This is a genomic window from Paracoccus jiaweipingae, assembly GCF_044335505.1.
In the GTDB taxonomy this organism is placed as follows: domain Bacteria; phylum Pseudomonadota; class Alphaproteobacteria; order Rhodobacterales; family Rhodobacteraceae; genus Paracoccus.
Map to the genome: position 1 here is coordinate 62670 of NZ_JBISBS010000003.1, position 12208 is coordinate 74877.

Below are 12208 nucleotides of genomic sequence, written 5' to 3' on the forward strand. Positions count from 1 at the left end.
GCGCTGTCGCAAGGGGGCTGTGTCAGCTGGCGGCTGCTGCCCGCGCGGCGCGGGCGGCGCTGCGGGCGGCGACGCGGGCGCGGATGGCGTCGACATCGGCCACCGGCGTCGCGGCGAACAGCTTTTGCGTGTATTCATGCCGGGGATTGGCAAAGATCGCATCGCGGGGCGCGTGTTCGACCACCTCGCCCATATAGATGACCATCACGTCATCCGCGATATAGCGCACGACCGACAGGTCATGGCTGATGAACACATAGGTCAGGTTCATTTCATCCTGCAAATCGGCCAGCAGGTTCAGCACCTGCGCCTGCACCGACAGGTCCAGCGCCGAAACCGGTTCGTCCAGCACCAGCAGCGACGGGTTCAGCATCAAGGCGCGCGCAATCGCGATCCGCTGGCGCTGCCCGCCCGAGAACATATGCGGATAGCGGTTGTAATGTTCAGGCTTCAGGCCGACACGTTCCAGCATCTCCAGCGCGCGTTTGCGGCGTTCGGCGCCGGGCAGGCTGGTGTTCAGGATCAGCGGTTCGGTCAGCACATCCCCCACCTTCTGGCGCGGGTTGAGCGAGCCATAGGGGTTCTGAAACACGATCTGCACCTTGGATCGCAGATCCCGCGTCACCTTCTGACGCGCGATATCGACGGGCTGACCTTCGATCAGCAATTCGCCGGTCGTGGCCGGGTCGATCAGGGTGATGATCCGCGCCAGTGTCGACTTGCCACAGCCGGATTCGCCCACGATGGCCAGCGTCTTGCCGCGTTCGACGGCAAAGTCGATGCCCTTCAGCGCCCGCACCGTTTTCACCCCGCCAAGCAGGCCCTGACGGACATGGTAATCGCGGGTAATGGCGCGGCCTTCCAGAACGATATCGGTCATCAGGCGTCCTCCTCGGTATAGTCGCCGACGGTGGGCAGGCGGTCGCCGGTGGCGTTTTCGGGCAGGGCCGACAACAACGCGCGGGTATAGCCGCTTTGCGGGTTTTCGAACAGCGACAGCACGTCGGCCTCTTCCATCTTGCGGCCTTTATACTGAACCACCACGCGGTCGGCGGTTTCGGCCACCACCCCCATGTCATGGGTGATCAGGATCAGCGCCATGCCGTGTTCTTCCTGCAAATCCATCAGCAGATCCAGGATCTGTTTCTGGATGGTCACATCCAGCGCCGTGGTCGGCTCATCCGCGATCAGCAGGCGCGGATTACAGGCAATCGCGATGGCGATCATCACCCGCTGGCACTGGCCGCCCGACATCTGGTGCGGATAGCTGTGGATGCGTTCCTCGGGGTGGGGGATGCCGACCGCGCTGAACAGTTCGATCGCGCGGTCCCGCGCGGCGCGGCCGGTCAGGCCCAGATGCTTGCGCAGCACTTCCTCGATCTGGAAACCAACGGTGAAAGAGGGGTTCAGGCTGGCCATCGGTTCCTGAAAGATCATCGAAATGTCGCGCCCGATGATCTGACGGCGCGCGCGCGCGGGCATGTTCAGCAGGTCGTGCCCGTCATAGGTCAGCCGGTCGGCGGTCACCGTGGCGGTGGCGGGCAGCAGGCCCATTGTCGCCAGCATCGACACCGATTTGCCGCTGCCGGATTCCCCGACAATGGCCAGAACCTCGTGTGCGTCCACGTCGAAACTGACCCCGTCCACGGCCCGGAACGGGCCGGCGGCGGTGTCGAAACTGACGGTCAGGTTGCGGATTTCAAGCAGTGGCATGGCTCAGCTCCGCTTCAGTTTGGGGTCAAGGGCATCGCGCAGCCCGTCGCCCATCAGGTTGATGGCCAGCACCGTGATCAGAATGGCCAGACCGGGCAGGGTCACGACCCACCAGGCGCGCAGGATGAATTCGCGCGCCTCGGCCAGCATGGTGCCCCATTCCGGCGTCGGCGGCTGTGCGCCCATGCCCAGAAAGCCAAGCGCCGCGGCGTCCAGAATGGCGTTGGAAAACGACATCGTCGCCTGCACGATCAGCGGTGCCAGGCAGTTGGGCAGGATGGTGCGGAACATCAGCCGCAGCTTGCCCGCCCCTGCCACCCGCGCGGCCATGACATATTCGCGGTTCTTTTCCGCCATCACCGCGGCGCGGGTCAGGCGGGCGAAATGCGGCTGCAACACCAGCGCGATGGCGATCATCGCATTGGTCAGCCCCGGCCCCAGCACCGCCACCAGCACCAGCGCCAGCAAAAGCGACGGAAAGGCCAGAATCACATCCATCACCCGCATGATGACGGTATCGACCCAGCCGCCGAAAAACCCCGCGACCAGCCCGATCACCACCCCGCCAAGCAGGGCGATGGTAACCACGACCACGCCGATAAACAGCGAATAGCGCGCCCCGAACAACAGCCGCGACAGGATATCGCGCCCCACCGCATCGGTGCCAAGCAGGTAATCGCTGCTGCCGCCATCCTGCCAGAAGGGCGGCAGCAACAGCGCGTCGCGGTATTGATGCGTGGGGCTGTGCGGCGCGATCAGCGGTGCCAGCAGCGCCAGCACCACCAGCAGCACGAATACCCACAGCCCGATCACCGCGCCCTTGTTTTCGCTGAAATAGAACCAGAATTCGGCCAGCCGGTGGCGCAAGCTGCCGGGCCTGGGGCCATTATGTGTCACGTCGGTCATATCTGCCCCCTTACTGATGCCGGATGCGCGGGTTGATCAGCCCGTAAAGCAGGTCAACCGCAAGGTTCACCACCATGACGATGGCGGCGATGATCAAAAGCCCGCCCTGCACCACCGGATAGTCCCGGCGCGAGATGGAATCGACCATCCATTTGCCGATGCCGGGCCAGGAAAAGATCGTCTCGGTCAGGATCGCGCCAGCCATCATCACCCCGATTTGCAGGCCGATGGTGGTGATCACCGGGATCATCGCATTGCGCAGCGCGTGCACGCCGATGACGCGCCCCGGCCCCATGCCCTTGGCGCGGGCGGTGCGAACGTAATCCTCGCCCAGAACCTCCAGCATGGCGGACCGGGTCTGGCGGGCAATCACCGCCAGCGGGATCGTGGCCAGCACAATGGATGGCAGGATCAGGTGGCTGAGCGCGGACCGGAACGCGCCCGGCTGGCCCGACAGCAGGCTGTCGATCAGCATGAACCCGGTCACGCGGTCGAAAAAGAACAACAGGCTGATCCGCCCCGAAACCGGCGTCCAGCCCAGAATGCCGGAAAAGAAAATGATCAGCAGCAGGCCCCACCAGAAAATCGGCATGGAATAGCCCACCAGCGCTGTGCCCATGGTGATCTGGTCAAACCACGACCCGCGCTTGATCGCGGCCAGAACGCCGGCGGGAATGCCGATCAGCGTGGCCAGCAGGATCGCGCAGATCCCCAGTTCCACCGTCGCCGGGAACAGCGAAAAGAATTCCGTCAGCACCGGCTTTTTGGTCACCAGCGAGGTGCCCAGATCGCCCTGCATCAGCCGTCCCAGAAAGTCCAGATATTGCGCCCACAGCGGCTGGTCAAAGCCAAGCTGATGGCTGATCTGCGCATAGCGTTCAGCGGACATGCCGCGTTCGCCGGCCATCAGCAGCACCGGGTCGCCCGGCAGCACCCGGACAAAACCGAAGGCGATGATGGTGATGCCCAGAAAGGTCGGAACCAGATAGGCCAGTTTGCCAAGAAGAAAGCGTATCATGCCGCAAATACCATAGGCCGCGCCACAGCGGATGCGGGGCGCGGCCTTGTTGAAGGGTTGGGTTTATTCGGCGATGTCGACTTCGTCGAACTGGTGGGTGCCAAGCGGGCTCATGATATAGCCGGTGACTTTGGCCGACATCGGCATCACCACGCTGGAATGCGCCAGCGTCGCCCACGGGGCCTGTTCCTTGAACATCACCTGAGCGTCTTCATACAGCCTGGTGCGTTCAGCCTGATCGGTGGTTTCGCGGGCCTTGGCCAGAATGGCGTCGAAATCCTCGTTGCAGAAGAACGCCCGGTTCGCACCCTTGTCAGCCGCGTCGCAGGACAACAGCACCCCAAGGAAGTTGTCGGGGTCGCCATTATCGCCCGTCCAGCCCAGAATCACGGCGCCGGTGCGGTCTTTTTCGCCCGATTTCTTCAGGTATTCGCCCCATTCATAGGACACGATATTCGATTTCACCCCGACCTTGGACAGGTCTTCCTGGAACATTTCCGCCGCGCGGCGGGCATTGGGCATGTAAGGCCGCTGCACCGGCATGGCCCAGATATCCATGGTCAGATCGGTGACGCCGGCATCGGCCAGCATCTTTTTCGCGGCTTCGGGGTCATAGGCATCATCCGTGACCGCGTCGTTATACGACCACATGGTCGGCGGCAGCGGGTTCTTGGCAACCTGACCCATGCCCTGGAACACGGCATCGACCATGGCCTGCTTGTTCAGCGCCATGTTCAGCGCCTTGCGGACCTCTGGCTTGTCAAAGGGCGGCAGGGTGGTGTTATAGGCCATATAGGCCACGTTCAGCCCCGGCTGTTCCATCACCGTCAGGTTGCTGTCGGCCTTCAGCGACGCAATATCGGCGGGCGCCGGATAGGGCATGATGTGGCATTCGCCGGCTTGCAGCTTTTGCATCCGCACCGAGGCATCGGGCGTGATCGCAAAGACCAGATTGTCGATCTTGGGGCGCTGACCCCAGTATTCGTCATTGGCGACGTAACGGATCACCGCGTCTTTCTGATAGCCCATGAACTTGAACGGGCCGGTGCCGACGGGCTGCTGGTTCAGCAATTCCCTGGCGCCATCGGCGTCCAGCTTGTCGGCATATTCCTTGGACTGGATGACCGCGAAATCCATGCCCAGATTGGCCAGAAAGGGGGCCTCGGGTTTGTTCAGCACGAATTTGACGGTGTTGTCGTCGACCTTTTCAATCGACTTGATCAGGTCCGCCATGCCCATCGAGCTGTAATATTCATAGGTCGTGCCCGGAACATACTGGTTCCACGGGTTGTCTTCGTTGCCCTGACGGTCGAAGGAAAAAATCACGTCATCGGCGTTGAAATCGCGCGACGGGGTAAAGCGGTCATTGGCATGGAACTTGACGCCCTTGCGCAGGTGGAAGGTGTATTCCAGCCCGTCCCCGGACACGTCCCAGCTTTCGGCCAGCGCGGGTTCGATCTCGGTCGTGCCCTTCTTGAACTGGACCAGCCCGTTGAACACCGGACGCGAGGCCGCGTCAAAGGTGGTGCCGGTGGTATAGGCCGCCGGGTCAAACCCCTCGGGCGAGCCTTCCGAGCAATAGACCAGCGTTTTTGCCTGTGCCGCTGACGCAGCCGCGATGGCCAGTGCGGATACGGTCAGGATATGGGTGATTTTCATGTGGTCACTCCCTGTCAGGAACCATGGACGACCGGCTTGGCGAAAACCTGCCGGTCACTGCGGTCTAACCAAGCGGAACACGGGCGGGGGCGCAAGCCCTGTTCGCGTTAACATCGGCATATTCTGGACATCCCTGTTTGGGGCGCTTTCGCTGCCGCGCAGAAAAAACCGCTGGTTCCCCGCGAATTAAAGCCGGAATATCAACCTCCAGCGCGCAGCAATTGATGTGCGCGCCTTGGCGCGCGTCGCCGTGAACTGGTCAGGGCAAGGTGACCGATTGCCGCGTCTGGTCCTGATCTGCACAGTTGTGCACATGGCCCGGCAGGGGGGCCTCCAGCGCGGCGGCGACCGACAGAAACAGCGGCTCGGGCGCCAGCGCGTCCAGCAGGCCGGTGCGCCGGGCTTCGTGACGGGCGCGCGGCGATTCCAGCCGCGCCAGCCGCAGCACCAGCCCGCGCTGACGCCAGCGCCCGATCGCCGCCGACAGGATGCCCGCGCCGGTAATGTCGACGCTGATCACGCCCGCGGCCTCCAGCACCAGCAGGCGGGGCGGCGCGGGCAGGGCCGCCAGCGCCGCATCGACCGCCGCCACCATCCGGGGCGCGGTCACGAAACTGACCGGCGCCCCCAGCGCAAAGACCAGCACGCCGGGCACCGTTTCGGCCCGGCTGTGCGGACCGGGCTGACCCCAGACCGAGGTCCCGCGATACCGCGCCATCGGACCCGAGCCGATGCGCAGCGCCACCGACAGCGCGTGCAGCACCGATAACAGCATGGCCAGCGCAATGCCGGTTTCAATCGGCAAGAACAGCACCAGCCCCGCCGATGCCGCCACCAGGGGCAGCTCGGCCGGGCTGCGCCGGGCAATGTCGCGGATGCGCCGGGCCGGGATCAGCCGCAGCGCGATAAAGATCAGCAGGCCCGCCAGCGCCGGCACCGGGATCAGCGCCAGCGGCGCCGGCACCAGCAGCAGCCCCAGCGCCAGCGCCGCCGCCACCACCCCGGCCCATGGGCTGACCGCCCCGGCACGGCGTGCGATCTGGCTGCGCGGCGGGCTGGCATTGACCGGAAAGGCCCCGGCCAGCCCCGCCGCCAGATTGGCCAGCCCCACCGACAGGATGGCCTGCTGGCGCTGGCTGGTATCGGGCGGGGCATCGGGGGTCAGTGAATCCAGCACCAGTTGCGTCTGGGTCATGCACAAAAACCCCACGATCAGCGCCACCGGCAACAGCCGCACCAGATCCGCCAGGGCGGGCCAGCCCGGCAGGCCCGGCGCCGCCTGTGCCGCTGCCGGGTCCAGACGGGCGATCTGATGCCCCTGCGGGTCGATCAGCGCCGCCAGCGCGATGGCGGTCAGCAGCACCAGCAACACAACCGGCGCGCGCGGGCGCAGGTATTCGGCCAGCAAACAGCCCACCGTCACCGCCAGCCCCAGCACCGCCGGCGCGGGCAGGGCATTGGCGCGGTCCTGCCAGACCCCGGCCAGCAAGGCGGCCAGACCGGAGGCCTCGGGCAGGGTCAGCCCCAACAGCCCCGGCAGCCGCCCGATCAGGATATGCAGCGCAATCGCCAGCAGCGCGCCACAGGTCACCGGTGCCGATATCAGCGTGGCCAGCCAGCCCAGACGCAACAGCCGCACCGAAACCAGCACCAGCCCCACCATCAGCGCCACGACATGGGCATCGCCGGGCAGGATCAGCGCCGCCGCCAGCACCGGGGCAATGGTTGAATCGGCGCCCACCGACAGCCATGGCTGGCGCGAGACCAGCCGCATCGCCAGCGCCGCCGCGACAAAGGCCAGCAGCCCCGTTGCGGGCGCCAGCCCGGTCAGCCGTGCCGTCGCCAGCTGTTCGGGGATCGCCACCGCCGCCAGTGTCAGCCCGGCCAGCAGATCGGCGCGCCAGCGCGCGGGCAGGGCGGGCATCCGGTCTTACCGGCAGGCGGCGGGGTTCACGTCAAAGGCGCGCAGTCCCCAGCCGGTCATCTGCGCCACCAGATCGCGGGTGGCGATGTCGAAAGCGGCGATCAGGTCGGCGGTGCGGGTGCTGGGGGCCATGGCCTGACTTTGGAACCGCCCACGGGCCACGACCTCGGCGCCGAATTCACGCACCAGTTGCGCATCGACCGCAACCCGGACCAGCGCGCCCTTGCCGGTAACCTCGGCGTTGAAGGCGCGGATCTCGGTCAGCAGGGCGAAATCGCCCGAGGCCGCCAGCGGCACCCGCCCGACATGGGTAAAGCGGTCGGTGTCGTCAAAGGCCTCGACCAGCAGCGATTGCAGCATCACCGGCACGGTATCGCCCCAGCGCGCATCGGGCAGATACTGGGTTTGCAGCGGGCCGGGGCGGATCATGATGCGCTGGGTGTCCAGCGTGCCGCGGGTCTTGGGCGGCTCGACCACCAGTTCGGCCAGACGGCTGCCCCGGCACTGGCGCGGGGCATCGGCGGGGCCGCGCAGCTCGTACACGTCGCGGTCGGGTTCACCCTGCAGCGCCGACAGCGCGCCACAGCCCGACAGGGCCAGCGACAGCCCCAGCAGCAGGGCCGGGCGAAGGGCGGAAAGGCAGGCGGGCAAAAGCGGCATGGCGGTCCTCAGCGGCGGAAATCGGGCTGTTTCGGCCCGGACAGGATCTGTGACGGGTTGCGGCGCAGGGTGGCGACAAGCTGGTTCATATTCGCCACAAGGCTGCGCATCTCGCGTCCCAGCGGGGTGATCTGGGCCAGCCCGTCGGTGGCAAAAGACTGGACCGGGCCGCGGATCTTGTCCAGCATGGCGCGCAGCCCGGAAAAGGCGGCATCGGCGGAATCGGCGGCGTTTTTCAGCCCCTCGGTGATGCCCGGCAATTCATCGGCCAGCCGGTCCGCCGCCGCCCCCAGACGCGACATGGTCTCGCGCAGATCGGCGGTGATCGGGCCAATATCCTTGTTAATGACCTTGTCGGCGCCTTCAAAAGTGCGCCCGGCCGCGACCATGGCGGCGTCCAGCCCGTCCAGCGATGTCTGCGCCCGCCCGGTCAGCGCCGACAGGTCTGTCTGCAAACTGGCGGCGGTGTCATCCAGCCGCGCGGTCAGGGTTTTCAGATCGCCGGAAATGTAATCGCGCGCCTGATCCAGCGTCGCGGTGGCGCTGTCCAGCGTGGCATCGGCGCGGCTGGCCGATCGGGTGAACTGGTCCAGCGCCGCATCGGCCTTGGACAGGGTCGTGGTCGCCGCCGCGCTGAGGCCGTCAAGCCGCTGGCCAAAGGCGGAAATATCGCCCGCCGCCGACGCGATCGAGTCGGTGGCCGAGGAGATATCGGCAATCGCCGCATCCAGATTTCCGCTGGAGCGTTCGACATTGGTCAGGATATTCGCGACGCGGGTCTGGTTTTCCGCCCCCAGCAACCGGGTCAGCTGTTCGGCCACGGTGTTCAGCCGCTCGATCATTTCCGGCCCCTGATCGCCAAGCGTTTGCAGCACCGAACGCGTGGCCGGGATGATCGGCACCCCGTCCGGTTGGGCATCGTTCAGCAGACCGGCATCGGGGCTGCCGGCGGTAATGCCGACATTGGACACCCCCGTCACCCCCTGCGTATCGACCGAGGCGCGGGAATCGACCCGCACCGGCGTGCCCTCGCGCACCTCCAGCCGGACGCGGACGGTGCCGTCATGGCGCGGCGACAGCCTCATATCGACCACCTGACCGACCGACAGCCCGGCAAAGCGCACATCCGAGGCAATGGCCAGCCCGGAAACCTCGGGGAAGTCGACATCGTAATAATCGAACTGGCGGTCCAGCTCGATCTTGGCAAACCACATCAGAAACAGCAGCAGCCCCAGAAAGCCGGCCAGCGTGAAAGCCCCGATCAGGACGTAATTGGCTTTCGTTTCCATTCCCTTACCTGTCCTTGCCGCGCCCGAAATCCATCGCGGCGCGGGCGCGTGGCCCGTGAAAGTAATCATGCACCCAAGGATGGTCGATGGACAACATCTGCTGCATGGTCCCGGTCGCCAGCACCCGTTTTTCCGCCAGCACCGCGACCCGGTCGCAACAGGCGTGCAGCGTGTCCAGATCGTGGGTGACCAGAAACACCGACAGGTTCAGGTCGCGCGACAGGCTGCGGATCAGGCGGTCGAACGCATCCGCGCCAATCGGGTCCAGACCGGCGGTCGGTTCGTCCAGAAACACGATTTCCGGGTCCAGCGCCAGCGCCCGCGCCAGCCCGGCGCGCTTGCGCATCCCGCCCGACAGCTGGGACGGGTATTTGTCATTGGCGGACCATGGCAGGCCCGACATAGCGACCTTCAGTTCCGCCAGCGCCGCGCGCATATCGGCGGGCAGGCCGGGAATGGCGCGCAGCGGCACCTCGACGTTTTCGCGCACGCTGAGGGCGGAAAACAGCGCCCCGTCCTGAAACATCACCCCCCAGCGCCGTTCCAGCGCCGCGCGCGCCGGGCCGCTGGCATTCAGCACATCGGTTCCCAGCACCCGGATGCTGCCCGCCTCTGGCCGGCGCAGCCCCACAATCGTGCGCAGCAGCACCGATTTCCCCGTCCCCGAGCCGCCGACCACGCCCAAAATCTCGCCGCGCTTCAGGTCCAGATCCAGTCCGTCATGCACGACATGACTGCCGAACTGGTTGCGCAGGCCCCGGATCTCGATCACGGTTTCGGTCATATCCCCACCTGCGCGAAAAACACCGAAAACAGCGCATCGGCCACGATCACCGCAAAGATCGCCTGCACCACCGCGCTTGAGGTCATCGACCCCAGCGATTCCGCGTCAGACCCGACCTGCATTCCGGCATGACAGCCGATCACACCGATGATCAGCGCGAAAACCGGCGCCTTGGACAGCCCGACAATGACATGATCGACGCTGGTATCGGCAATCAGCCGGGTCTGGAACATCGAGGGCGACACCCCCAGTTCCACCCAAGACATGATCGCCCCCCCCAGCAACCCGGACAAATCCGCGATCAGCGCCAGAATCGGCAAAGTAATGATCAGCGCCAGCACGCGCGGCACCACCAGCACCAGATCGGGGTTCAACCCCAGCGTGCGCATGGCGTCGATTTCCTCGCGCATTTTCATCGACCCGATGGCGGCTGTCAGCGCCGATGCCGTCCGCCCGGCCACGATAATGGCGGTCAGCAGCACCCCCAGTTCGCGCAGGATGGAAATGGCGATCAGGTCGACGACAAACACCTCGGCCCCGAACTGGCGCAACTGCGTGGCGCCCTGAAAGGCCAGCACTACCCCGATCAGAAACGCCATCAGCGCCACGATCGGCACCGCCTTCAGCCCGGTTTCCTGACAATGCCACACCAGCGAGGTCAGCCGGAAATCGCGCGGGTGGCGCAGGCAATGTGCCAGCCCGGCCAGAAACCGCCCGGTATATTCGGCTATGCCCGACAAAAATGCGCCAAAGCCGGTGACCAGCTGCCCCAGCCGGGCCAGCCCGCGCTGCCATGCCGGTGCGGCTTCGGGCGTCGGGTCAGGTGTGGGGATGGCGCTGGCGATGCTGTCGAAAAACCCGGTCAGATCGGCGGGCAGGGCGATCAGCTGTGCGCCCTGTGCGCGGCGCCGGGCCAGATACCACGCCGCCGCCGTGTCCAGACGGGTCAGCCCCGACAGATCCAGCCGCTGTGCCTGTGCCAGATCAGCCGGCAACCGCCCCAGATCGGCCAGCCGGAAATCGCCGCGCAGTACCACGCCATCGCCCTGTCGCTGAACCGACAGGCCGGATGCCTCGGCAGGGGCGGCGATGGGCTGGCCGGGCCGGGACGGGGGGCGTGGGGACATGGCAGGCACCGAAAACCGTTTTCACGGTGATCGCGCGCCCGGCGCGGCTTGTCAAACCCGCGCTTGCGGGAAGGGCGGTGACGTGGCGCCCGGCCCCGTGCACGCCGTTGCGGAACCGGCCCCGGGACGGGCCGGTCCCTGCGGGGATCAGAAATCCCAGTCTTCGTCCTCGGTCGCGACGGCCTTGCCGATCACATAGGACGACCCCGAGCCAGAGAAGAAATCGTGGTTTTCATCGGCATTCGGTGACAGCGAGGCCAGAATGGCCGGGTTCACATCACAGACCTGCGCCGGGAACAGCGCCTCGTAGCCAAGGTTCATCAGCGCCTTGTTGGCATTGTAATGCAGGAATTTCTTGACGTCCTCGGTCAGGCCGACGCTGTCATACAATTCCGCCGTGTAATGGCTTTCGATGTCATACAGGTCGAACATCATCGCGAAGGCGAAATCCTTCATCTCCTGCCGCTTGGCCTCGGACAGGCGTTCAACGGCTTTCTGGTATTTATAGCCGATGTAATAGCCATGCACGGCCTCGTCGCGGATGATCAGCCGGATCAGGTCGGCGGTATTGGTCAGCTTGGCCCGCGAGGACCAGTACATCGGCAGGTAAAAGCCGGAATAGAACAGGAAGCTTTCCAGAAATACGCTGGCAACCTTTTTGCGCAGCGGGTCCGAGGCCGCCTGATATTCATCCACGATCAGCCGCGCCTTGCGTTGCAGATGCGGGTTTTCCTCGGCCCAACGGAAGGCTTCGTCGACCTCGGCGGTCAGGCACAGGGTCGAGAAGATCGAGGAATAGGACCGCGCGTGAACCGCCTCCATGAAGGCGATATTGGTCAGCACCGCTTCCTCGTGCGGGGTCACGGCGTCGGGCATCAGGGAAATGGCGCCGATGGTGTTTTGCACCGTGTCCAGCAGGGTCAGGCCGGTAAAGACCCGGATCGTCAGCTGGCGTTCCTGCGCCGTCAGCGTGCCCCAGCTGGGAATGTCATTGGACAGCGGCACCTTTTCGGGCAGCCAGAAATTGCCGGTCAGCCGGTTCCAGACCTCAAGGTCCTTGTCGTCCTGAAGCCGGTTCCAGTTCACCGCGCTGATCGGGGGCATTTTCGTCTGGATATTCATGGGGTC

11 protein-coding genes are annotated in these 12208 nt (G+C 65.4%); all 11 read right to left on the bottom strand.

Features of this window, described 5'->3' with window-relative positions; translation table 11 throughout:
- Positions 1-22: 22 nt before the first annotated feature.
- The 11 genes from ACFXP9_RS06420 to nrdF all read right to left on the bottom strand — a co-directional run bounded on the left by ACFXP9_RS06420 (position 23) and on the right by nrdF (position 12202).
- Positions 23-880 (bottom strand): dipeptide ABC transporter ATP-binding protein, encoded by an 858-nt coding sequence (locus ACFXP9_RS06420; RefSeq protein ID WP_397207339.1) that lies wholly within the window; start codon positions 878-880, stop codon positions 23-25.
- A complete protein-coding gene (locus ACFXP9_RS06425; protein ID WP_397207336.1) occupies positions 880-1713 on the bottom strand; it encodes an ABC transporter ATP-binding protein in 834 nt (277 codons plus the stop codon). The genes ACFXP9_RS06420 and ACFXP9_RS06425 overlap by 1 nt, the downstream gene beginning before the upstream one ends.
- A 3-nt stretch (positions 1714-1716) precedes the next feature.
- Positions 1717-2619, bottom strand: a complete 903-nt coding sequence (locus ACFXP9_RS06430; protein WP_397207334.1) for an ABC transporter permease subunit — start codon at positions 2617-2619, stop codon at positions 1717-1719.
- Between the two features lie 10 nt (positions 2620-2629).
- On the bottom strand, positions 2630-3637 hold the full coding sequence (locus ACFXP9_RS06435) for an ABC transporter permease subunit (protein ID WP_397207332.1): 1008 nt from the start codon (positions 3635-3637) through the stop codon (positions 2630-2632).
- Positions 3638-3700: 63 nt separating this feature from the next.
- Positions 3701-5296 (bottom strand): ABC transporter substrate-binding protein, encoded by a 1596-nt coding sequence (locus tag ACFXP9_RS06440; protein ID WP_397207330.1) that lies wholly within the window; start codon positions 5294-5296, stop codon positions 3701-3703.
- Between the two features lie 259 nt (positions 5297-5555).
- Positions 5556-7220: a SulP family inorganic anion transporter gene (locus ACFXP9_RS06445; RefSeq protein ID WP_397207328.1), complete on the bottom strand. Its 1665-nt coding sequence runs from the start codon at positions 7218-7220 to the stop codon at positions 5556-5558.
- A 6-nt stretch (positions 7221-7226) separates the two neighbouring features.
- Positions 7227-7880, bottom strand: coding sequence for an ABC-type transport auxiliary lipoprotein family protein (locus ACFXP9_RS06450; RefSeq protein ID WP_397207326.1), 654 nt, complete (start codon positions 7878-7880; stop codon positions 7227-7229).
- A gap of 8 nt (positions 7881-7888) precedes the next feature.
- Positions 7889-9169 (bottom strand): MlaD family protein, encoded by a 1281-nt coding sequence (locus tag ACFXP9_RS06455; RefSeq protein ID WP_397207324.1) that lies wholly within the window; start codon positions 9167-9169, stop codon positions 7889-7891.
- Positions 9170-9173: 4 nt separating this feature from the next.
- The gene (locus ACFXP9_RS06460) at positions 9174-9953 is read right to left on the bottom strand and encodes an ABC transporter ATP-binding protein (RefSeq protein ID WP_397207323.1); all 780 of its coding nucleotides are present in this window, start codon (positions 9951-9953) and stop codon (positions 9174-9176) included.
- Entirely contained in the window at positions 9950-11080 is a 1131-nt protein-coding gene (locus tag ACFXP9_RS06465) for an MlaE family ABC transporter permease (RefSeq protein WP_397207321.1), read from the bottom strand. The genes ACFXP9_RS06460 and ACFXP9_RS06465 overlap by 4 nt, the downstream gene beginning before the upstream one ends.
- A 147-nt stretch (positions 11081-11227) precedes the next feature.
- Positions 11228-12202: a class 1b ribonucleoside-diphosphate reductase subunit beta gene (gene nrdF / locus ACFXP9_RS06470; protein WP_397207319.1), complete on the bottom strand. Its 975-nt coding sequence runs from the start codon at positions 12200-12202 to the stop codon at positions 11228-11230.
- Positions 12203-12208: the final 6 nt, after the last annotated feature.